The sequence below is a fragment of the Pelagibius sp. genome, from assembly GCF_028289705.1.
Taxonomy (GTDB): Bacteria; Pseudomonadota; Alphaproteobacteria; order Kiloniellales; family Kiloniellaceae; genus Pelagibius.
The window spans coordinates 1-21,642 of the sequence record NZ_JANQOI010000189.1 but is presented as its reverse complement, the minus strand read 5'-3'; the positions used below and the strand labels follow the sequence as shown (position 1 = coordinate 21,642).

Sequence of the window (21,642 nt, the reverse complement as noted above, 5' to 3'; positions counted from 1 at the left end):
GTGGTTTGCGACCTTGCTGCTGCGCAAGGCGCCGCCTCATATCACAGTTCTCAAAGATTTGCCAACGCCCTGCGGGCGCTTGATTGAGGAGCCTCCCCCGGGTGCCCTCATATCATGGCCATTCCACCGTTTACATGCAAGGTCTGGCCCGTCACATAAGCGGCTTCATCGCTTGCCAGGAAGACCACGGCGGAGGAGATTTCGTCTACTTTTCCAAGACGTTGCATGGGGATCACCGCCAACAGGCGGGCGCGCTGCTGCTCGTTCAGGGCATCGGTCATGGCGGTTTCGATCATCCCCGGCGCAACGCAGTTCACGGTGATGCCGCGGGTCGCGACTTCCTGCGCCAGGGCCTTGGACATGCCGATCAATCCGGCCTTGGAGGCTACATAGTTGGCCTGCCCCGGATTCCCGGTGACCCCGACGATCGAACTGATGCCGACGATGCGCCCCCAGCGCCGTTTCATCATGCCCTTGAGGGCGGCACGGGAGAGGCGGAAGGCAGCGGTCAGGTTCACCTCGATGACCTCCCGCCAGTCCTCGTTCTTCATGCGCATGGCCAGGCCGTCGCGGGTCAGGCCGGCGTTGTTGACCAGGATGTCGAGTTGCCCCAGTTCCTGCTCCACGCGCCCGACCAGGGCACTCGCCTCGCCCTCATTGGCGAGATTGCAGGTCATGACATGGGCGCGCTCGCCCAGCTCGGCAGCGCGCGCCTGCAGCGCCTCCTCCCGGGTTCCGCTGAGCACCAGGGTCGCTCCCTGCGCATGCAGGCGTGCGGCGATGGCGCCGCCGATGCCGCCGGACGCGCCGGTCACCAGGGCTGTCTTTCCGCTCAAATCAAACATTTAGGCTTCTCCGCGGCCATTGGGCTTCAAATGCGAAAGGTCCGAACTGTAACAGGTCCCACCGCGCGCGGTCTCTTTATCAGCCCCGCTGCCGCGGCGCCCGGTCAGAGCTGCTGCAGCAGCGTCTCCAGTTCCTCCGGGGTTCCGGCGGCGACCGCGCCGAGGCTGCGGTCGATGCGCTTGCTGAGCCCCGTGAGCACCTTGCCGGCGCCAAGCTCGACTGTCGTTTCCACGCCCTGAGAGGCCATGTAGACCACCGACTCGCGCCACCGCACCTTGCCGGTCACCTGTTCCACCAGCTTGCGGCGGATCTCGTCGGGATCGCTCAGCCGTGAAGCCGTCACGTTGGCGACCAGCGGCACCGCAGGCATCTTGATGCCGACGGTCGCGAGCGCGTCCGCCATGACATCGGCGGCCGGAGCCATCAAAGAGCAATGGAAGGGCGCGCTGACCGGAAGCTGGATGGCCCGCTTGGCTCCGCGCCCCTTGGCCAGCTCGATGGCCCGGTCGATGGCCTCCCGATGCCCGCTGAGAACTACCTGGCCCGGGGCGTTGTCGTTGGCGGCGGCACAGACCTGATCTTCGGCGGCCTCCTGGGCGATCTCCTCGGCGGCGTCCAGTTCGAGCCCGAGCAGCGCCGCCATGGCGCCCTCGCCCACCGGCACCGCTTCCTGCATGGCCTCGCCGCGGCGGCGCAGCAGGCGGGCGGTATCGGCCAGTTCCAGGGCGCCGGCGGCGGCCAGGGCGGAATATTCTCCCAGGGAGTGACCGGCGACAAAGGCCGCCCGTTCGGCCAGCGGCCGGCCGCCCTCCTGCTCGAACACCCGCAGGGCCGCCAGGCTTGCGGCCATCAGCGCCGGCTGGGCGTTGGCGGTCAGGCGCAGCTCTTCTTCCGGGCCCTCGAACATCAGCCGGGAGAGATGCTGCTCCAGGGCATCGTCGACCTCCTGTAGGATATGCCGCGCGACGGGAAAGGCCTCGGCCAGCGCCTGGCCCATGCCGACGGCCTGAGATCCCTGCCCCGGAAAGACGAACGCCAGGCTCATGTAAGGTGACTCCGCTCTGAGAACTGAAATGGATCGCTTGAGGTGGCGCCCAGAGATAGCGCCGCCATGCGGCCTGTCAAGCGGGTTCGGGCCAGGGAGCCGCGGAATCCGGGCCCCGGGGAGACCCGCGATCCTCCAGGGGACCGCATCGGGGACGCCGCCCTGCCCCGGCGGCTTGCGGCTTGCACCGCTGCCGGGAATGTGTATAGTCCCGCCGCTTCGCGTCCTTATTGGGGCGCGGGCACTCCTTGCCGGTGCCCAGAGGGGGATCGGCTAGGGCCGGGCGGCTGAACGGATCAGCGCCGGCCCGTGAAGAGCCAGAAGGAGTCACAAATGGCTTTCTACGAATGCGTGCTCATCGCACGCCAAGACGTGTCTTCGGCCCAGGTTGAGAGCCTGGTCGCCGACTACACCAAAATCCTCGAAGACAACGGTGGCAAAGTGGCCGGATCCGAGTACTGGGGCCTCAGAACCCTGGCCTACCGGATCAAGAAGAACCGCAAGGGGCACTACGTGCTGCTCAGGCTCGACGCTCCGGCGCCGGCCCTGCACGAGCTCGAGCGCAATCTGCGTCTCAGCGACGACGTGATCCGCTATCTGACGGTGCGCGTCGACGCGCTGGAAGAGGGTCCCTCCATCGTCATGCAGCAGCGCAGCAGCCGCGACGACCGCGGCGGACGCGGCGACCGTGGCGACCGCCGGGGTGGCGGCCGTCCCTACTCCCCGCGCGGCGATCACGATCGCGGTTCGGGTGACAGGAAACCCGCCGAGAAACCTGCCGAGAAGCCGGCCCAGCAGGCGGCCACCAGCGAAGGAGCAGCAGAATGACCGTTCGCATCGTCAACAGCGGCGGCACCGCGCGCCGCCCCTTCTTCCGCCGCCGCAAGAGCTGCCCCTTCTCGGGCCCCAAGGCGCAGAAGATCGACTACAAGGACACCCGCCTGCTGCAGCGCTTCGTTTCCGAGCGCGGCAAGATCGTGCCCAGCCGGATCACCGCGGTGTCGACCAAGAAGCAGCGCGAGCTGGCGCGGGCGATCAAGCGCGCCCGCTATCTGGCGCTTCTGCCTTACGTCTTGAAGTAGCGGCCAAGCCAGGAGTCAGACCATGGACGTGATCCTGATGGAGCGCATCGAAAAGCTCGGGCAGATGGGCGATGTTGTGTCGGTCAAGCCGGGCTATGCGCGGAACTTCCTCTTGCCGCAGAAGAAGGCGCTGCGGGCAACCAAGGACAACCTCGCCCGCTTCGAGCAGGAGCGGGCGCAACTCGAGGCCGACAACCTGCAGCGCCGCGACGAGGCGCAGAAGGTGGGCGAGAAGCTGGACGGCATGACCGTGACCCTGGTGCGCCAGGCCGGCGAGGGCGGGCAGCTCTACGGCTCGGTCAACAGCAGAGACCTTGCGGACGCCGTGACCGAGGCTGGCGTCACCATCGAACGCCGACAGGTCGCCCTGACCGCGGTGATCAAGACCCTCGGCCTGCATCCGGTGCGCGTGCAGTTGCACCCGGAGGTCGCGGTCACCATCACCGCCAACGTCGCCCGCTCGGAAGAAGAGGCCCAGACCCAGATTGAGAGCGGACGAGTCGTCACCGCCGAGGATCTGCGCCAGGCCGAAGAGGCCGCCGAGGCGGAGATCGAAGCCGTCGTCGAGGCGGTGGACCAGGAAGAGACCACCACGGACGAAGCTGCCGAAGGCGCCTCCGGCGACGCCGAGGCCCCTCAAGAGTCCGACGAGCAGCCGAAGGACGCCTAAGCGGCCGTCGCGTTGCTACGGCAGTACGGCAGTACAGACGATTTCTGCGGCCCCCCTGCGGGGCCGCTTCTTTTTTTCGGGCACCCGCGCGACCCGGAGGTTCGTTATCCCCGTCTTTCGCCCAATCCCCCTAACCACTTTCCGGGCCGCGGGTTGGACTGCGATGTCCATTTGATATTCTAGACGGCCATGGAATCGACTCGCCCCAATCTCGCCCCGCTCCACGACCCGCTCGCCACCGGCGAGCAGTTGCGTTTGCCGCCGTCCAATGACGAGGCGGAGCAGGCGCTGCTGGGGGCGATTCTCGCCAACAACGCCGCCTACGAGAAAGTCTCGGACTTCCTGCGCCCGGAACACTTTGCCGACGGTGTCCATGCGCGCATCTTCGAGGCCTGCGGCAAGCTGATCGAACGTGGCCAGATCGCCAACGCCATTCAGTTGAAGAACCTCTTCGAGCAGGAAAGCGCACTGGCGGAGGTCGGCGGCGCGCAGTATCTGGCGCAATTGCAGGCGAGCTACGTCACCATCATCAACGCCGCCGACTACGGCAAGACCATCCATGACCTCTACCTGCGCCGCGAATTGATCACCCTCGGCGAAGACATGGTCAACGAAGCCTTCGAGCACGACCTGGACGCGGAGGCGACGCAGCAGATCGAAGTGGCGGAGGACCGCCTCTACAGGCTCGCCGAGGTCGGCCAGACCGAAGGCGGCCTCGCGCCGTTCAAAACGGCGGTGCTGGAATCCCTGCATATGACCGAAGCGGCGATGAACCGCGACGGTCTTTCGGGAGTCTCTTCGGGGCTGCAGGATCTCGACAGACTGCTCGGCGGCTTCCACCGCTCCGACCTTGTGATCCTGGCCGCGCGCCCCTCCATGGGCAAGACCTCGCTGGCCACCAACATCGCCTATAACGTGGCCAGCGCGCCGCGCATCGAAAAGGATGCAGAGGGAGATCCGGTCGAACAGCGACAGCCGGTCGCCTTCTTCTCGCTGGAGATGTCGGCCGAACAGCTCTCCACCCGCATTCTCTCCGAACGCACCGGCGTGCGCTCGGACGCGATGCGCCGCGGCGACATCAGCGACGATGAGTTTGACCAAGTCTTCGCCGCCACCAAGGAGCTCTATGAGCTGCCGCTCTTCGTCGACGACACGCCGGCGCTTTCCGTCGGCCAGGTGCGCACCCGCGCCCGCCGCCTGAAGCGCCAACAGGGCCTGTCGCTGATCGTGGTCGACTACCTGCAGCTCATGCAGCCGCCGGCCAACAAGCGCACCGAAAACCGGGTGCAGGAGGTCTCGGAGATCACCCGCGGCCTGAAAGCCCTGGCCAAGGACCTGGATGTCCCGGTGATCGCCCTCTCGCAGCTCTCCCGCGCCGTCGAGCAGCGCGAGGACAAGCGCCCGCAACTTGCCGACCTGCGCGAGTCCGGCTCCATCGAGCAGGACGCCGACGTGGTGATGTTCATCTACCGCGAACAGTATTATGCCGAGCGCGCCGAGCCGACCCAGCGCGACGGCGAGGACGACAACAAGTTCCACGAGCGCCTCGAACGCTGGAAGGAGCGCTGTGAACGCGCCTATGGCAAGGCCGAGGTCATCGTGGCCAAGCAGCGCCATGGGCCGATCGGCTCGCGCGAGTTCTCGTTCGACGGCGACACCACGCGCTTCAGCGACCTGATCGCCGATGACCACCTCCCCGAACAATACTGACGAGGGCGCGGGCCCGGCAGCGGAGGGGCAGGTTCCGGCGCGTGCTTCCGGCGCCCTGGTCATCGACCTCCAGGCCGTCGCCGAGAACTACCGGCGCCTGCGCAGCGCCTTTCTCGAGAAACCGCTGGCCGCCGTCGTCAAGGCGGACGGCTATGGCCTGGGCGCGGAGCAGATCGCGCCTGTCCTGGTCAAGCAAGGCGCGCGCAGCGTCTTCGTCGCGCAGTTGGACGAGGCCCTGGCGCTGCGCCCGCTCCTCGACCGCTGCCACCCGGCGGTCAGCCTCTACGTGCTCAATGGCCTGATGCCGGGCACCGAAGCCGACTTCGTGGAGAACAACATCCTGCCGGTGTTGAACTCGCTGGGGGAGATCGATGCCTGGCGGGAGGAAGCGGCCCGCCGGGGCCGGGCCCTCGCCGCCGCCATCCAGCTCGACAGCGGCATGAACCGCCTCGGCCTGCCGCAGGCTGAGGTGACGGCGCTTCACGCGGCGCCGGAACGCCTGGAAGGGATCGTGCCCACCTTGGTCATGAGCCATCTGGCCTGCGCCGACGAACCCGACCACCCGCAGAACGCCGAACAGCTTGCCGCTTTTCGGGCGGCGCGGGAGATGCTGCCCATGGCACCGGCCTCCTTTTGCAACTCCTCCGGCATTTTCCTCGGCCGCGATTACCACTTCGATCTGGCCCGTCCGGGGGCCGCGGTTTATGGCGTAAACCCGACGCCGGAAGCAGCCAGCCCGGTGCTTCCGGTGGTCCGCCTAAGGGCCAGAATCCTGCAGGTTCGGGCGATTGACGCTCCCCAGAGCGTTGGCTATGGTGCGACTTACCGCGCCGCTGGGCCGGCCCGAATCGCGACTGTCGCCGCGGGCTATGCCGACGGGTACCTGCGCTCGATCTCCGGTCGGGGGCGGGCCTGGGTCGACGGTCAAGAAGTTCCTGTGGTGGGCCGGGTCTCCATGGATTTGTTAGCGCTGGATGTCACTGAGATCGCGCCGGACGTCGCCTGTGCGGGGCGGATGGTGGACCTGCTCGGGCCGGGGCACGGCGTCGATGAACTGGCGCAGGAAGCGGGAACCATCGGTTATGAGATCCTGACGGCTCTCGGCCGCCGCTACCATCGGATCTATTCGGGCTAGATGTAGATGCCGATTCTGCAGCCGATCGGCCGGACCTTCCTGTTCTTTCTCGAAGCCACCGGCCGGGTCTCCCTCTTTACCATCTTCTCCATATCGCACTGCCTCAGGCCGCCGTTTTATCCGCGGCTGATCTGGCGGCAGATGGTGGAGATCGGCTATTACTCGCTGCCGGTCGTCGGCCTCACGGCGATCTTCACCGGCATGGTGCTGGCGCTGCAAAGCTACACCGGTTTCGAGCGTTTCTCCGCCGAGAGCGCGATTCCAAACGTCGTCGTCGTCTCCATCACGCGTGAGCTGGGGCCGGTGCTGGCCGGCCTGATGGTGGCGGGCCGGGTCGGCGCGGCCATGGCCGCCGAGATCGGCACCATGCGTGTGACCGAGCAGATCGACGCTCTCGACACCTTGGCCACCAATCCCTTCAAGTACCTGATCGCGCCACGGCTCATCGCCGGCTTCACCATGCTGCCGATCCTGGTGCTGATCGCCGACATCATCGGCGTCTTCGGCGGCTACGTCGTCGCCACCCAGAAGCTCGGCTTCAACCCGACCACCTATCTGACCAACACCCTCGACTTCATGGAGATACAGGACGTGGTCTCGGGGCTGGTCAAGGCCGCGGTCTTCGGATTTCTGGTCACCCTGATGGGCTGCTACCACGGATACAACTCGCGCGGCGGTGCCCAGGGCGTGGGCGCGGCCACCACCAACGCCGTGGTCACCGCCTCCATCCTGATCCTCTGCTTCAATTACTTCATCACCGAACTGTTCTTCGCCCGATGACCGCAGCCAGCAACGGCCAGATGCCCAAGATCAGGATCCGCGGCCTCACCAAGGTCTTCGGCGACAAGGTGGTCCTCGACGGCATCGATCTGGACGTCTTTCCCGGTGAGTCCTTCCTGGTGATCGGCGGCTCCGGCAGCGGCAAGTCGGTGCTGCTGAAGTGCATTCTGGGGCTGCTGCATCCCGATGCCGGATCGATCCAGGTGGACGGGGAAGAGGTGATCGGCCTGGCCGGCGAAGACCTCGACCGGGTGCGGCGCAAGTTCGGCATGCTGTTTCAGAACGCCGCCCTCTTCGACTCCCTGACCGTCTGGGAGAATGTCGCCTTCGGCCTGATCCAGGGACAACACATGCCCCGGGAGGAGGCCCGTGTCATCGCCTTGGAGAAGCTGGCCGCCGTCGGCCTGAACGAGGACGTCGGCAACCTCATGCCCGCCGAACTCTCCGGCGGCATGCGCAAGCGCGTCGGCCTCGCCCGCGCCATCGCCACCGAGCCGGAAATCATTTTCTTCGACGAGCCGACCACCGGCCTCGACCCCATCATGGGCGACGTCATCGACCGGCTGATCGTCAAATGCGTGAAGCAGTTGGGGGCAACGGCGCTTTCGATCACCCATGACATGGCCAGTGCCCGGCGAATCTCGGACCGCGCCGCCATGCTCTATCACGGGCAGATCATCTGGGTGGGGCCGACCGCCTCCATCGACGACTCGGGCAATCCCTACGTCGATCAGTTCATCAACGGCCGCGCCGAAGGACCGATCCAGATGCAGGTGCGCGCGCTCTAGTGTTGCCCATTGAGATCGCGCCGCGCCGCCGCCCGCCGGACGACCGGAGAGCACCGTAACCATGGCAAAGGCACAGTCACGATACGTCTGCCAGAGCTGCGGGGCCGTTGCCGCCAAGTGGGCCGGACGCTGCGAGGGCTGCGGCGCCTGGAATTCCATGACAGAGGAGGTCGTCGAGAAGACCCCCGGCGGCCTCTCCGCCAGTGGCCGCGCGTCGCGGAAGCTCGCCTTCGTGGACCTGCACAGCGAGAGCGAACCGCAGCCGCGGCTGACCTGCGGCCTGGCGGAGTTCGACCGAGTCACCGGCGGCGGGCTGGTTCCCGGCTCCGCCGTGCTGGTGGCCGGCGACCCGGGCATCGGCAAATCGACCCTGCTGCTGCAGGTGGCGGCGCGGCTGACCGGCAGCGGTGCGGCGCCGCTGGCCCGCTGCGCCTATATCTCCGGCGAGGAATCCATCGATCAGGTCCGCCTGCGTGCCCGCCGCATGGGCCTCTCCCAGGCGCCGGTGCAACTGGCCGCGGCCACCTCCGTGCGCGACATCCTCGCCGCCCTGGACGGGCCGGAGGCGATGCAGGTGGTGATCGTCGATTCGGTCCAGACCCTCTACATCGACAGCCTGGAGTCGGCGCCCGGCACCGTCTCCCAGGTCCGCGCCGCGACCCAGGAGCTGATTCGCCTAGCCAAGAAGCGCGGCTTCAGCCTGCTGCTGGTGGGCCATGTCACCAAGGAAGGACAGATCGCCGGGCCCAAGGTGCTGGAACACATGGTCGACACGGTGCTGACCTTCGAAGGCGACCGGGGCCACCACTTCCGCATCCTGCGGGCCGCCAAGAACCGCTTCGGCCCCACCGACGAGATCGGCGTCTTCGAGATGACCGATGCCGGCCTGGAGGAGGTGGCCAACCCCTCCGCCCTGTTCCTGGCGGAGCGGCGGGGCAACATCGCCGGGGCGGCGGTCTTCGCCGGGCTCGAGGGCACGCGCCCGCTGCTGGTTGAAATCCAGGCTCTGGTGTCCACTTCTCCCCTGGCGACGCCGCGCCGCGCCGTTGTCGGCTGGGATTCCGGCCGACTGGCCATGGTGCTGGCGGTGCTGGAGGCCCGATGCGGGCTGGCATTGGCCGGGCAAGAGGTATATTTGAACGTTGCTGGAGGCCTGAGAATCGGCGAGCCGGCGGCGGATCTGGCGGTTGCCGCGGCGCTGGTTTCGGCGGCAACGGGCCAGGAAGTGCCGGAAGAGACCGTGATCTTCGGCGAGATCGGTTTGTCGGGCGAGATTCGCCCGGTCAGCCAGGTGGAGCTGCGGTTGAAGGAAGCGCAGAAGCTGGGGTTTACGCGGGCCTGGGTCGCCCCGCGGGGCAGCCGCGGAGCCGGCAGGCCGAAGTCCGGCGGCGATGGACTGACCATCGAGGAGATTTCGCATTTGCAGGATCTGGTCGCCCGTCTTGAGGGGCCGAAACGGCGCGCCCTTCGCGTGCAGCCGACAGCCGGCTAGGCCCCGGGCATTGGATTAGCAGGGCAAAGGATTAGACGGTATCGCAATGGACAGCCTGCCGATCAATCTGGCGGATCTGATCGTCATCATCGTGCTGATCGTCTCAGGGATCTTCGCCTTTGTGCGCGGCTTCGTGCACGAGGTCCTGGCCATCGGGTCCTGGATCGCCGCTGCCTTCGTGACGCTCTATTCCTTTCCCCATGCCCGGCCGCTGGTGGAGCAGTACATTCCGACGGAGTTCTTCGCCAGCCTGGTAACCGGCGTGGTGATCTTCCTGGTCTCGCTGGTCCTTTTCTCCGTGGTCACCCGCCTGCTCTCCAACCGTGTTCAGCAGAGCAGCCTCGGTGCCCTGGATCGCTCCCTGGGCCTGCTTTTCGGATTCGCCCGGGGTGCCGTGATCGTCGTGCTCGCATGGATGCTGCTGAGCTTCCTGATGCCCGAGGAAGAGCGTTTCGACTGGGTCATGGAGGCGCGGAGTCGCCCGCTCGTCGAACGGGGGGCGGACCTGCTGCTCGCCCTGGTGCCCGAAGACCTGCTGGAGAAGGGCGACGAAGCGGCGGAAGACGCCCGGCGCAGGGCCGAGGAACTGCGCCGCCAGGAACAGACCTATCGGCAGTTGGTGAGCCCGCTCCGGAAAGGCGATGCGCCCAGCGAGCAGCCGGAGTATAACCAGGACATGCGCGGCGAGATCGAAAAGGCCATCGAAGGGCTGATCGCGGACGAGCCGGCATCAGGAGGGAACAAGCAGTGATGACCACCAATCCTCTGCTTCCTGCCCAAGGCTCAGGCCTTGACCAAGACCTCGACGACGACAAGTTCCATGAAGAATGCGGGGTCTTCGGCATCTACGGCCACGAGGACGCGGCGGCCCACACCGCCCTCGGCCTGCATGCCCTGCAGCACCGCGGCCAGGAAGCCGCAGGCATCGTCGCCTTCGACGGCGCCCACTTCAACGCCCACCGCGACCTCGGCCATGTCGGCGACATCTTCTCCTCCAGCGAAGTGATCGCCCGCCTCGCTGGCCACGCCGCCATCGGCCACAACCGCTATTCCACGACCGGCGAGACCGCGCTGCGCAACGTGCAGCCGCTGTTCGCAGACCTCTCCTGCGGCGGCTTCACCCTGGCCCACAACGGCAACCTCACCAATGCCCGCGAACTGCGCCGCGTGCTGGTGGAGAAAGGCGCCATCTTCCAGTCGACCATGGACACCGAGGTCATCATCCACCTGATCGCCACCTCGGAGGCCGCCAGCCTGATCGACCGCATGACCAGCGCCCTGCGCCAGATCGAGGGTGCCTACTCCCTGGTGGCCATGACCGAGAATTGCCTGATCGCCGTGCGCGACCCCATGGGGGTGCGGCCCCTGGTCCTCGGCCGCCTGGGGACCGCCAACGTGGTGGCCTCGGAAACCTGCGCCCTGGACATCATCGGCGCCGAGTTCGTCCGCGACGTGGAGGCCGGGGAGATGATAGTGCTCGACGAGTCCGGCGTGCACTCCCTGCGGCCCTTCCCGCCTGCCCCGCGCCGCCCCTGCATCTTCGAGTACATCTACTTCGCGCGGCCCGATTCCCTCATGGAGGGGACCAGCATCTACGAGGCGCGCAAGCGCATCGGCGCGGAGCTGGCGCAGGAAAGCGCCGTCGCCGCCGAGGTGGTGATCCCGGTCCCGGATTCCGGCGTGCCGGCGGCCATCGGCTACGCCGAGCAGTCGCAGATCCCCTTCGAGTTGGGGATCATCCGCAACCACTATGTCGGACGGACCTTCATCGAGCCCGCCCAGCAGATCCGCAACCTCGGCGTCCGCCTGAAGCACAACGCCAACCGCAACTCCATCGAGGGCAAGCGGGTCATCCTGGTGGACGATTCCATCGTCCGGGGGACCACCTCCATCAAGATCGTCGAGATGGTGCGCGCCGCCGGAGCGCAGGAGGTGCATATGCGCATCGCCGCGCCGCCGACGGCTCATTCCTGCTTCTACGGCATCGACACGCCGGAAAAACAGGAACTGCTCGCCTCCTCCATGGACGTCGCGGCCATGGCCGGGCACATCGGCGTCGACAGCCTGGCCTTCATTACCATCGACGGCCTCTACCGGGCCATGGGCGAAAGCGGGCGTGACGCAGACGCGCCCAAGTACTGCGATGCCTGCTTCACCGGCGAGTACCCGATCCGCCTGACCGACTTCGAGCACAGCGAGGCGCCGGCCCAACTCTCCCTTCTGGCAGAGCGTGCCTGACCGTCGGTTTCCGTTGCTCTAGATGTTCGCGCGCCTGTTTTACAGCCTCTTCGCCGCCGCCGGCGGCGCCGGCTTCTCCCAGTTCCCGGAGTACTTCGCCCACTACCTCCAGCGACTTGGCGGGCGCATCGACCAGGCCCGGGTGCGGGTCGAGGAGATCAAGGAAGACGCTGCCGCCAAGAGCATGAGCGTGCCCGACTACATCGAAAGCTTCATCGCCAGCGATCCCCACAGCCTGGAGGGCGCGCGCATGCGCGAGAGCTTCTTCGAACTGGCGGATATGGAAGCGGCCTATCAGGCGTTGAGCGCTGCCGGTACCCTGCAACGTCCCTTCACCTTCATCGAGCACTTCGACGGCGGACTGGTGAGCGCCACCCTGGGCGACTTCGCGCCGGCCATGCCTCTGTCGGTCGAAGGCCTGATCTATGCCGGCGTCGGCGCCATTGCCGGGCTGTTCCTCTGCAGCGGCTCGCGCCGGGTCCTGCGGCGCAAACGAACCCGAAAGGCGGAGGCCTGATGGCGGAGGGAACGGGAAAACTGGCCGGACGCATCGCCGTGGTCACCGGGGCCTCCCGGGGCATCGGCGCGGCGGTCGCCAAGCGCTTCGCGGCGGAAGGATCGCAGCTCGTCCTGATCGCCCGCACGGTGGGCGGCCTCGAGGAACTCGACGACGAGATCCGCGCCGCCGGCGGCCTGCAGCCGGTCCTCGTCCCCCACGACCTGCGGGACTTCGACGGCTTGGACCGCCTCGGTGCCTCCCTGAACGAGCGCTTCGGGAAATTGGACATCCTGGTGGGCAACGCCGGGATTCTCGGGCCGCTCACCCCCGTCGGCCATATCCCGCCGGAGGCCTGGCAGGAGGTGATGGACATCAACGTCACCGCCAACTACCGGCTGATCCGCAGTCTCGATCCGCTGCTGCGCCTTTCCGACGCGGGCCGCGCGGTCTTCGTGACGTCGGGCGCCGCCAGCGGCCGCATGGCCTACTGGGGCCCTTACGCCATCTCCAAGGCCGCCCTGGAAGCGCTGGTGCGCAGCTACGCCGCCGAGATCACCAAGACCACGGTGCGCGCCAACCTGCTCTCCCCGGGCCCCATCCGCACCGGCATGCGCGCCGCCGCCTTCCCCGGCGAAGACCCCATGAGCCTGCGCACCCCCGAAGAGATCTGCGACCTCTTCCTCGAGCTGGCCAGCCCCGCCTGCCGGCGCAACGGTGAAGTTGTGCAAGCGCGGTAAACAACCAGAAGCCCAGACATAAAGACGGTTGCTCCCGCTCACGCGGGCCCCTCCCTCTCCCACGCCGGGGAGAGGGATAACAAGAAACCCTCTCCCCAGCGTGGGAGAGGGTTGCGAAGCCTTGGCGAGATCGAAAGATCGAGCTTAGGCGAAGCTGGGTGAGGGGGCGACTGTGGTTGCGTTACGCGGAGTCCACCACTTCATCCAGGAACCCAAGCACAGCCGCATTGAAAGCCCCCGGCGTCTCGAAGTACGGCGAATGACCCGCACCCGGCAACTCGACAAGCCGAGCGCCGGGGATCGTGCACGCCACTTCTTCCATGACCGGCGGCGGGAACAAGAGGTCCTCGGGGGCGGTGATCGCCAGCGTCGGTACGGCATAGCCTTGCAGTTCGTCCTGGCCGACGAAGCCGGCGCGGGTCAGGCGCAGGAAGGATTTCGGGAAGTTCGTGTTGAGGCCGGAGATCTGGGCGCAGAGATAGGCCGCTTCCGGGTTGGCCGTCCTGAAGCTGGCGCCGAGCTGGGCGGAGCCCGGCGGGATGGCGCCTGAGGCCAGATGCGCGATGGCGGCGTTGGCCAGCGGCGTGTCGAGCCCGCCCGGGGTGTTGGAGAGGACCAGGGCGCTCACCCGCTCGGGATGGCTGACCGCCGCCTTCAGCCCGCCCCAGCCGCCCATGGACTGGCAGACCAGGGCCGCCGTCTCGATCCCCTCGGCATCGAGGATCGCCAGGATGTCCCGGGGGAAGTGGTCGCAAGTGAAGTGCGCGCCATCGCAGCGTGAGCGCCCGAAGCCGCGGTGATCGAAGACGACGATCCTGTAGCGCTCGGCGAAGGCCGGCACCTGTTGCCACCAGCTCGCGCAGTTGCCGCCGCGGCCATGGGCGAAGACCACCGCCGGTCCCGCCCCGTGGACCTCGTAGTAGAGCCGCGCACCTTCCGTCTCGACCGTCGCCATTCTGCCCCTCGAACAAACCTCCGGCGGCCAGCTTACTTCTTTTTGGCGTAGGGATTCTCGCCTTTGCGCATGTTGATGCGGATCGGCGTGCCCGGCAGGTCGAAGGCCTCGCGCAGGCCGTTTTCCAGATAGCGCAGGTAGGAGGTCGGCAGGTCCTGCGGCTTGGAGCAGAAAACGGCGAAGGTCGGGGGCCGGGTCTTGGCCTGGGTCATGTACTTGAGGCGCAGGCGCCGCCCGGCGCTGGCCGGCGGCGGATGGGCCGCGGTCACCGCCTCCAGCCAGCGGTTCAGGTCGGCCGTGGCGATGCGCCGGTTCCAGACCTCGTAGGCTGCGAAGACCGCCGCCATCAACCGGTCGAGGTGCTGGCCCTGGCGGGCGGAGAGCGGCACCAGGGGAATCCCGCGCACCTGGGGCAGGGAGCGTTCGAGCCGCTGGCGGATGCCGGCGAGCGCCGCGTCCCGGTCGCCCACGCTGTCCCACTTGTTGACCCCGATGACCAGGGCCCGGCCCTCGTCCACCACCATGCGGGCGATGGTGAGGTCCTGCTTCTCCAGGCCCTCCTCGGCGTCCAGCAGCAGGACCACCACCTGGGCGAAGCGGACCGCCCGCAGACTGTCGGCGCTGGAGAGCTTCTCGATCTTCTCCGTGACCCGGGCCCGGCGGCGCAGGCCCGCGGTGTCCACCAGGCGCAGGGGGCGCCCTTCGTAGGACCAGTCGATGGCAATGGAATCCCGGGTGATCCCCGCCTCCGGGCCGGTCAGCAGGCGATCCTCGCCCAGAAGCTTGTTCACCAGGGTCGACTTGCCGACGTTGGGCCGGCCGACGATGGCGAGTTGCAGCGGCCCGCCGGCCTCATCCTCCGTATCGTCCTCCGGGTCTTCCGCTTCGTCCTCCGGCACGGCGGCGTGGATGGCGTCGAAGAGATCGCTCATGCCGAGACCATGCTCGGCGGAGATCGGGACGGGCTCGCCGAGGCCGAGGGCGTAGGCGTCCATCAGGCCGGCCTCCGCCTCCCGCCCCTCGCACTTGTTGGCCACCAGGGCCACCGGCCGGTCGCTGCGGCGTAGCCAGTTGGCGAAATGCTCGTCCAGGGGGGTGAGGCCGCTGCGCGCGTCGATCACCAGCAGGGCCAGGTCCGCCTCCGCCAAGGCGCGCTCGGTCTGGGCGCGCATGCGCCCCTCCAGGCTGCCGTCGAAGCGCTCCTCCAGCCCGGCGGTATCGATCACCCGGAAGCTGAGGCCGAAGAGGTTGCCCTCCCCTTCCCGGCGGTCGCGGGTGACGCCCGGCGTGTCGTCCACCAGGGCCAGCTTCTTGCCGACAAGGCGGTTGAACAGGGTGGATTTGCCGACGTTGGGGCGGCCCAGGATGGCGACGGTGATGCTCATGGCCTTGGCATAGGGCTTCGCCCCGCCTCCCGCAAGCCCAGGACAACCCGGCGCATCGGGAGAGTGGACCGGTCAGCGCAGCGCGACGAGCTGTCCGCCGTGGGTCAGCAGATAGAGTCCGTTGTTCGCCACCACCGGCGGTACGGCCACGCCGTCGCCCAGGTCGAAGAAGCCCAGCGGCTTGCCGTCGTAGGGCGAGATCGACAGCACCTCCCCGTGGGAGCCGGCAACCACCAGGCGGTCGCCCGCCAGCACCGGCCCGGTCCAGCGGATCGGCTCGTCGGGGTCATCGGGGTCGACGAAACGCGGCAGGGGCTGCACCCAGCGGATCCTGCCGTCACGGCGGCGCAGACAGACAAGCTGGGAATCCTTGGTCAGAACATAGACAAAGTCACCGGCCGGCCAGGGCATCTCGACGCCGCCGAGTTCGGCCTGCCAGGCCCGCACGCCCTGACGCAGGTCGATGGCCAGCATCCGCCCGGCATGGCTCACCGCCAGCACCAGCCCGCGGTCGATCACCGGCAGGCCGCGGATCTGGGCGATGTCGGCCAGGGGGTCGATGCGCCGGATGGCACTGAGGTTCTCGGACCAGAGCACCCGCCCGCTGTCGGTCAACATGCCCAGCACTTCGCCGGAGGTGTAGGGCACCACAACCGTGTTGCCGGCCACAGCCGGACTGGCCGAACCCAGCAGGCCGGCGGTCTCCTGCACGCCGACGTGGTTCCACAGCCGCTCGCCGCTTTCCGCGTCGAGGACGATCAACTGGTTGTCGAAAGTCACGACGAAAACGCGGCCGTCGCTGATCACCGGCGCGCTGCGCATCGGCGCCGGCGCCTTGTGCTCCCAGATCACATCGCCGCTGCTTGCATTGAGCGCGAAGACCTTGGCAAAACCGGTGGCCACGAAGACCTTGCCGTTGTCGTAGGCGATGCCGCCGCCGAAGAAGCCATCGTCCTCGTCGTCGTCTTCCAGGTCGACACGCCAGACCCGTCGGCCGCCGCTGGTGGAAAAGGCGGAGACCAGGGAGCGCGCATCCATGGCGTAGACCAGATCGCCGACCACCAGCGGCTGCGCCAGGATCTGGGCCACCGAGCCCGAGCCCTCGCCGACGTCGGCGCTCCACACCCGCCGCGGGTTGGCGCTCAGCGAGAGATGGTACATGGCATGGGCAGCCGAACCGCCGGGCTGCGCCCAGTCGGTGTTCACGTAGGGCTCGGGCAGCCGCACCGCGAGGTCAGCGATGGAGGGGTCGGGCCGCAAGCCCCGCTCGAAGGCGAGGATGGCGATGCGCTGTCCGGGCAGCGGCGGGCCCTCCTCCTCGCCGAAGAAGTCGTCGAAGCCACAGGCGCCGAGCGCGAGCAGAAGGGCGAGCGCGACAGCCGCGCGGGATACAAGGGGGCGCATCAAACGGTCATCCCGACAGCGTGGCAAGCAGCTCGGCGGCGCGCGAGCGAAGACCGTGAGGCGCCAGCGGATCGTCGGTGATTTCGGTCAGGTGCTCGCGCGCGGTCTCGCTGTCCCCTTCCCTCAGAGCGAGGGCCGCCAGCAGCTCCAGCGCGGTGAAGCGATAGGGCGCATCCGCCGCCGTCTGAGGCTCCAGACGGCTTCTCAGAGCCAGCGTGTCGCCCTGGTCCATGTCCCGCATGACCGCCAGGATTTCGCCGAGCGCCGAGATGGCCTGCGGCGTCGAGCCGTTGGCGGCAAGCTGGCCCCAGATGTCCTCGGCCGCCGCGGGGTCCCCCGAGTCCGCCGCCAGCCGCGCCTCAACCAGGGCCGCCAGCAGCGGATAGCCGGTCCCCGAGGGGTCGCTCAGCGCCTGCAGGGCGTTGCGGCCGCCGGCCTCGTTGCCGTCGTCAATCATGGCAAGGGCGGCGACAAAGCTGTCCGACTGCTCGCCGCGCAATTTCTCATCGTAGGCGCGCCAGCCCTGGTAGCCGGCGGTTGCCAGGACCACGACGGCGGCGGCCGTGTAGATGAACAGACTGTATTTCTTCCACCAGTCCGCTGCTTTGTCGCGGCGAAGATCTTCTTCGACTTCTTTAAAGATGTCGGCCACTTATCGCTCCTTGCCGCTCGACCCCTTCCCTCGCGCCATAGTCCCCAGGTGCGGCCCCCAGGTGCGGCGCATCGTTGATAAAGCCCCGGACGGCGGGCATCAACCCTCCAGTGGTGGGCCCCACCATCCGGTCTTGGCTGTCAGGCCGCTTTCCACTTGATGCTGCAGCCCATGGACGCGATCTGGTCCTGCGGCCCATGGCCCGTCTCGGCCACCGCGCTCATGGCCTCGAAGAGCTCGCGCCGGGCATTGGGAACCAGGGTGGTCTTGGATTCGTCCAGGCGCCCGCGGTACTGCAGCTCCAGATCGGTGTTGAACCCGTAGAAATCGGGGGTACAGACCGCACCATAGGCCTCAGCCGTTTGTTGCGTCGGATCAATCAGATAGGGGAAGTCGAGGCCGTGCTCCCGGGCGAAGTCCTTCATATTCTCGAAGGAGTCCTCGGGATAGGCGCTGGAATCGTTGGCGTTGATCCCGGCAAAGCCGATGCCCAGTTCGCGCAGGGCGCGGGCTTCATCGCCCAGGCGGCCGGCAATGGACCGGACATAGGGGCAGTGATTGCACATGAATACGATCACCGTGCCCTTGGGGCCTGCAATCTCCCGCAGGCCGTAGGTCTTTCCGTCGATGCCTTGCAGGGAGAAATCGACGGCCTTCCAGCCGAATTCACAGATCGGCGGCACCGCTGCCATGGCTAGTCCTCCATAAGTCACTCTTGATTCAACGGCCTGGTTTCAACGGCTTGGCCCGCCGTTCTGCCAGCTTTCTCGATCGCACGCACGTTAACATTTTCTTCAGGATCCCGCGGGACACTGGGATCCATAGGATTCAATCGGGATTTGTGGCATCTGGCCACGGGTGCCCGCGCTCTGCCCTGTGTCCCAGGTAGCGACATGGGGCAGTGCGGTAGAACGCCACAAGCGGCCAGGCCGCAACCGGAGCTCAAGGTATGAGATCACCGCTTTCCTTTCGTCTTCTGAGCCGCCTTCTCGCCCCGGCCTTCGCGCTGGGCCTGGGCGCCTGCGATCCCGCTTCCCAGGCGATGCTGGCCGGGGCCAGCCTGGTGAGCTTCGTCCACACGGACAAGACCATGAGCGACCATATGGCCACCTGGGCCTTCGACAGCGACTGCTCGCTGCTCCATACCGCCAACGACGAGACCTACTGCCAGCCCTTCGAAACAGAGGAGCAGCGCCGGGCCGCCGAGGCCGAGGCCGCCGCCCAGCGGGCCCAGACCTACTGCTACCGGACGCTCGGCGGGATCAGTTGCTATCGCGAGCCCGACGACATGGCCAGCAGCCAGGCCAGGGTGCAATAGCAACCAGAATCCAAGAGCAGACCGCCGCCCGCGCGGCCCCGCCCGGTTCCCTGAAATCAAGACCCGATCTTCGGCCCGATCCTCCGCGTCCGGCCCCGAGCCAGGCGTTGTGCGCTGCACAAACTTGCCCGCTGGACGGCGCTGCAAAATTCGGGAAGACTGCTAATATGAAAAGAATGAGACGCCTGGGAGACTGACTGCGTTCATGAGCCAACTCTACCGCCTCAGCGAGCACCGCAAGGCGCCCAGGCGCGTATTTTTCAATCGAACCGAACTCAATCAATTGCTTTCCCTGTACAGCCGCCATGTGGCCAGCGGCGACTGGCGGGACTATGCCATCGACCAGGTCGGCGGCGCGGCGATCTTTTCCGTGTTCCGCCACACCCACGATGCGCCGCTGTTCTCCATCGCCAAGCAAGGCAGCACCCGCCACCCTGAATTCGTGGTCTTCTCGGGACGCGAAAAACTGACGCGGGCCAAGAGCTTGAGAGACGCCCTCAAGGTCTTTAATCGGAAACTTAAAGTCGTTTCCTAGATGTCCGCGGTAAGGGGCTTCAGGTACAGGAGAAACCGCTGAGCCTACGCTTCGCGTTGACTGCTCACAGCGTCCGGCAACCTGTTGATTTGCAAACAATCTTATTATTATTTTCGCGTAATGCGATTATAGAGGCCCTCTTAACCTCGTTGCTTAAGCCCTGCGAAATCTCTTCGTGAGACCATGAGAGAATTCCTGAGCTTTCCCCAATCGGCTTTAGGAAGAGTATCTGTCTCGATCGAGCCAGCGGCGGGTTCCCCCAACTGCCGCTGGCTCACTTTCCATCAGGGCCCGGGCGCGGCGGCCAAGCTGCCCTTTCCCGCGCGGGCCAGGCGAGGATGAGAGCGATGCCGCAAGACCCCGACGCGCCGCTGAGCAGACCCTCCGCAGAAGGTGCGGACAACGGCAAGGACCGCCGCCGCTTCATCCGCGCCGCGACGGTGCTGAAGGCCCGTCTGCTCACCGATGCCGGCGCGCTGGAAGGGACGGTGCTGGATGCCTCCCTCAACGGCGTGAAGGTCTGGACCAACGGCGACCTGCCGGTGGGCAGCAAGGTCACCCTGGTGCTGGCCGGCTCGGTCCACTTCGGCGGCCAGGTTGTATGGCGCCGCGGCGAAACCCTCGGCGTCTGTTTCCATGAGGACCCGGAGAAGGTGGCCACCATCATGGCCGCCCTGCTGCCGCAACGCTGCCTGCAGGTCGGCCACGCCTGACCGGCCGCCGTTACGCCGGCGGCGGTACTATGCCGCCGGGGGTGCGTCTTCTGTCGGCGCTCGCTCCTCAAGAATGCGGTCGATCAGCCCCCAGTCCAGCGCTTCTTCCGCGGACATGAAATTGTCCCGATCGAGGGTGCGCTCGACCTCCTCATAGGACCGCCCGCAATGCCGGGCATAGAGGCGGATGATGCGGCGCTTGGTCTGCTGCATCTCCTCCGCATGGATGAAGACGTCCGAGGCCTGCCCCTGGAACCCACCCAGCGGCTGATGGACATGCAGGCTGGCATTGGGCAGCGCCGCCCGCTCACCCGCCTCCCCCGCCATCAGCAGAAACGAGCCCATGGAGCGGGCCGTTCCCATGCAGAGCGTGTGCACCGGCGCCTTGATGTACTGCATGGTGTCGTAGATGGCGAGGCCGCTGGTCACGACGCCGCCGGGCGAGTTGATATAGAAGTGGATCGGCCTCTTCGGGTCCTCGGCCTCCAGGAAGAGCAACTGCGCGCAGACCAAGGCCGAAGCCGCGTCGTTGACCTCGCCATTGAGGAAGACGATCCGCTCGCGCAGCAGCCGCGAATAGATGTCGAAAGACCGCTCTCCGCGGCTTGACTGTTCGACGACCATGGGGACGAGTTGCATCGCTTCGCGCATCGGCGAACTCCTGTCTTCTGAACTTTCCGTTGCTGACTCGGGCGTCAGGCCGCGCGCATGAGGCAGGACCGGTTGCTGTTCGCGGCCGTGGGAGGCCGCGGTTGAAGGCATTCGTCCACCAGCCCGTGAACGATCCTCAGGATGGTGCCGCCGCCTCCATTGGGCCTCACCTGGAACGTCACCAGGCTTTCCAGGAAGGGCGGCTCTTCGTCCCTCAGTCTGTAGCGCACTTCCGCGCCGGGTTCGCTCGACACCGGCTCCACCTGCGCCAAGTCGCCGTCGGGGAGCCACCTGTCGCGCAACGCGGGCACGCTGATCGCCCGCCAGACCTTCTCGGGCGGCGCCTCGAGCTCGTATTCGAGCACCAGATCCGCCGCCTCCTCTTTGCTCTCCCGTTCGGTCATGGGTCCATGTCCTTCAGCAAAACCTTCAGAGCCTCGATCCGCGCCGGCCAGTAGGCGCGATACCTGGCGAGCCAACGGGCGATGAGCGCCAGGCCTTCCGGATCGACCTCGTAGTTGACGAAACGCCCCTGCCGCTCCTCCCGCACCAGCCCGGCGTTGCGCAGCACGGAGAGGTGCTGGGACATGGCCGGCTGGCTGATCGTCATGCCCTCGCGCAGAGCGCTGGCGTTCATGCCGCCCCCCGCCAGCTTCTCGAAGATCGAACGCCGGGTCGGATCGGCCAGGGCCTTGAAGACGTCGCTCTCGACCATGCCAAGAGATAAGCACAGACTTATGTGATTGGCAAGTGGTGAACGCTGCCCGCCGAAGCGTTCAGATCACTCCCACTCAATCGTCCCCGGCGGCTTGGACGTTACGTCGTAGACCACGCGGTTGATGCCACGCACCTCGTTGATGATGCGCGTGGCGGTGGCCGCCAGGAACTCGTGGTCGAAGGGATAGCTCTCCGCGGTCATGCCGTCGGTGGAGGTGACGGCGCGCAGGGCGCAGACGTAGTCGTAGGAGCGGGCGTCGCCCATCACGCCGACGGTCTTCACCGGCAGC

Annotated in this window: 25 protein-coding genes and 1 pseudogene; 15 read left to right on the top strand and 11 right to left on the bottom strand. The window is 67.0% G+C overall.

Annotation, left to right across the window (positions count from 1 at the left end):
- Positions 1-107: 107 nt before the first annotated feature.
- Positions 108-845, bottom strand: coding sequence for a 3-oxoacyl-[acyl-carrier-protein] reductase (gene fabG / locus Q0996_RS24770; protein ID WP_299626663.1), 738 nt, complete (start codon positions 843-845; stop codon positions 108-110).
- Positions 846-949: 104 nt separating this feature from the next.
- The gene (fabD, locus tag Q0996_RS24765; protein ID WP_299626660.1) at positions 950-1,891 is read right to left on the bottom strand and encodes an ACP S-malonyltransferase; all 942 of its coding nucleotides are present in this window, start codon (positions 1,889-1,891) and stop codon (positions 950-952) included.
- 333 nt (positions 1,892-2,224) lie between these two features.
- Between fabD and rpsF the strand changes: the two genes are divergently transcribed.
- The 12 genes from rpsF (at position 2,225) to Q0996_RS24705 (ending at position 13,022) form a co-directional block, all read left to right on the top strand.
- Positions 2,225-2,719 carry a 30S ribosomal protein S6 gene (rpsF, locus tag Q0996_RS24760; protein WP_299626657.1) on the top strand — a complete coding sequence of 165 codons (495 nt, stop codon included), beginning with the start codon at positions 2,225-2,227 and terminating at the stop codon, positions 2,717-2,719.
- Positions 2,716-2,973: a 30S ribosomal protein S18 gene (gene rpsR, locus Q0996_RS24755; protein WP_299626654.1), complete on the top strand. Its 258-nt coding sequence runs from the start codon at positions 2,716-2,718 to the stop codon at positions 2,971-2,973. The genes rpsF and rpsR overlap by 4 nt, the downstream gene beginning before the upstream one ends.
- A gap of 22 nt (positions 2,974-2,995) precedes the next feature.
- Positions 2,996-3,643: a 50S ribosomal protein L9 gene (rplI, locus tag Q0996_RS24750; protein ID WP_299626651.1), complete on the top strand. Its 648-nt coding sequence runs from the start codon at positions 2,996-2,998 to the stop codon at positions 3,641-3,643.
- A 189-nt stretch (positions 3,644-3,832) separates the two neighbouring features.
- Positions 3,833-5,353: a replicative DNA helicase gene (locus tag Q0996_RS24745; protein ID WP_299626648.1), complete on the top strand. Its 1,521-nt coding sequence runs from the start codon at positions 3,833-3,835 to the stop codon at positions 5,351-5,353.
- Positions 5,328-6,488 (top strand): alanine racemase, encoded by a 1,161-nt coding sequence (gene alr, locus Q0996_RS24740; protein ID WP_299626645.1) that lies wholly within the window; start codon positions 5,328-5,330, stop codon positions 6,486-6,488. The genes Q0996_RS24745 and alr overlap by 26 nt, the downstream gene beginning before the upstream one ends.
- Before the next feature lie 6 nt (positions 6,489-6,494).
- A complete protein-coding gene (locus Q0996_RS24735) occupies positions 6,495-7,268 on the top strand; it encodes an ABC transporter permease (protein WP_299626642.1) in 774 nt (257 codons plus the stop codon).
- 20 nt (positions 7,269-7,288) lie between these two features.
- Entirely contained in the window at positions 7,289-8,056 is a 768-nt protein-coding gene (locus Q0996_RS24730; RefSeq protein WP_299626639.1) for an ABC transporter ATP-binding protein, read from the top strand.
- Between the two features lie 61 nt (positions 8,057-8,117).
- Entirely contained in the window at positions 8,118-9,548 is a 1,431-nt protein-coding gene (gene radA, locus Q0996_RS24725) for a DNA repair protein RadA (protein ID WP_299626636.1), read from the top strand.
- Positions 9,549-9,594: 46 nt separating this feature from the next.
- A complete protein-coding gene (locus Q0996_RS24720) occupies positions 9,595-10,299 on the top strand; it encodes a CvpA family protein (RefSeq protein WP_299626633.1) in 705 nt (234 codons plus the stop codon).
- Positions 10,299-11,786, top strand: a complete 1,488-nt coding sequence (gene purF / locus Q0996_RS24715) for an amidophosphoribosyltransferase (RefSeq protein ID WP_299626630.1) — start codon at positions 10,299-10,301, stop codon at positions 11,784-11,786. Before Q0996_RS24720 ends, purF begins: the two co-directional genes overlap by 1 nt.
- A 22-nt stretch (positions 11,787-11,808) precedes the next feature.
- Positions 11,809-12,303, top strand: a complete 495-nt coding sequence (locus tag Q0996_RS24710) for a DUF2937 family protein (protein ID WP_299626627.1) — start codon at positions 11,809-11,811, stop codon at positions 12,301-12,303.
- Entirely contained in the window at positions 12,303-13,022 is a 720-nt protein-coding gene (locus tag Q0996_RS24705) for an SDR family NAD(P)-dependent oxidoreductase (protein ID WP_299626624.1), read from the top strand. Before Q0996_RS24710 ends, Q0996_RS24705 begins: the two co-directional genes overlap by 1 nt.
- A 181-nt stretch (positions 13,023-13,203) precedes the next feature.
- Here the strand turns inward: Q0996_RS24705 and Q0996_RS24700 are convergent, their stop codons facing one another.
- The 5 genes from Q0996_RS24700 to Q0996_RS24680 all read right to left on the bottom strand — a co-directional run bounded on the left by Q0996_RS24700 (position 13,204) and on the right by Q0996_RS24680 (position 18,110).
- Positions 13,204-13,977: an alpha/beta fold hydrolase gene (locus tag Q0996_RS24700; protein WP_299626621.1), complete on the bottom strand. Its 774-nt coding sequence runs from the start codon at positions 13,975-13,977 to the stop codon at positions 13,204-13,206.
- Positions 13,978-14,009: 32 nt separating this feature from the next.
- Complete coding sequence (gene der, locus Q0996_RS24695) at positions 14,010-15,362, bottom strand: ribosome biogenesis GTPase Der (protein ID WP_299626618.1); 1,353 nt, start codon at positions 15,360-15,362, stop codon at positions 14,010-14,012.
- Positions 15,363-15,434: 72 nt separating this feature from the next.
- Positions 15,435-16,766, bottom strand: coding sequence for a PQQ-binding-like beta-propeller repeat protein (locus Q0996_RS24690; protein WP_299626616.1), 1,332 nt, complete (start codon positions 16,764-16,766; stop codon positions 15,435-15,437).
- Between the two features lie 7 nt (positions 16,767-16,773).
- Positions 16,774-17,418: a tetratricopeptide repeat protein gene (locus Q0996_RS24685; RefSeq protein ID WP_299626613.1), complete on the bottom strand. Its 645-nt coding sequence runs from the start codon at positions 17,416-17,418 to the stop codon at positions 16,774-16,776.
- 140 nt (positions 17,419-17,558) lie between these two features.
- A complete protein-coding gene (locus Q0996_RS24680) occupies positions 17,559-18,110 on the bottom strand; it encodes a thioredoxin family protein (protein WP_299626610.1) in 552 nt (183 codons plus the stop codon).
- Positions 18,111-18,367: 257 nt separating this feature from the next.
- On the opposite strand from Q0996_RS24680, the gene Q0996_RS24675 reads away from it, so the two are divergent.
- The 3 genes from Q0996_RS24675 to Q0996_RS24665 all read left to right on the top strand — a co-directional run bounded on the left by Q0996_RS24675 (position 18,368) and on the right by Q0996_RS24665 (position 19,984).
- A complete protein-coding gene (locus Q0996_RS24675) occupies positions 18,368-18,736 on the top strand; it encodes a hypothetical protein (RefSeq protein WP_299626607.1) in 369 nt (122 codons plus the stop codon).
- A gap of 205 nt (positions 18,737-18,941) precedes the next feature.
- Positions 18,942-19,271, top strand: coding sequence for a DUF2794 domain-containing protein (locus Q0996_RS24670; protein WP_299626604.1), 330 nt, complete (start codon positions 18,942-18,944; stop codon positions 19,269-19,271).
- A 347-nt stretch (positions 19,272-19,618) separates the two neighbouring features.
- Entirely contained in the window at positions 19,619-19,984 is a 366-nt protein-coding gene (locus Q0996_RS24665; RefSeq protein WP_299626601.1) for a PilZ domain-containing protein, read from the top strand.
- A gap of 27 nt (positions 19,985-20,011) precedes the next feature.
- Here the strand turns inward: Q0996_RS24665 and Q0996_RS24660 are convergent, their stop codons facing one another.
- From Q0996_RS24660 to Q0996_RS24645, 4 genes and pseudogenes are all read right to left on the bottom strand, one after another.
- Complete coding sequence (locus tag Q0996_RS24660; protein ID WP_299626598.1) at positions 20,012-20,635, bottom strand: ATP-dependent Clp protease proteolytic subunit; 624 nt, start codon at positions 20,633-20,635, stop codon at positions 20,012-20,014.
- 44 nt (positions 20,636-20,679) lie between these two features.
- Positions 20,680-21,039, bottom strand: coding sequence for an SRPBCC domain-containing protein (locus Q0996_RS24655; RefSeq protein ID WP_299626595.1), 360 nt, complete (start codon positions 21,037-21,039; stop codon positions 20,680-20,682).
- Positions 21,036-21,350, bottom strand: coding sequence for a helix-turn-helix transcriptional regulator (locus Q0996_RS24650; RefSeq protein WP_299626592.1), 315 nt, complete (start codon positions 21,348-21,350; stop codon positions 21,036-21,038). Before Q0996_RS24650 ends, Q0996_RS24655 begins: the two co-directional genes overlap by 4 nt.
- Before the next feature lie 66 nt (positions 21,351-21,416).
- Positions 21,417-21,642: pseudogene (locus tag Q0996_RS24645) on the bottom strand (GMP synthase (glutamine-hydrolyzing)); the annotation flags it as partial.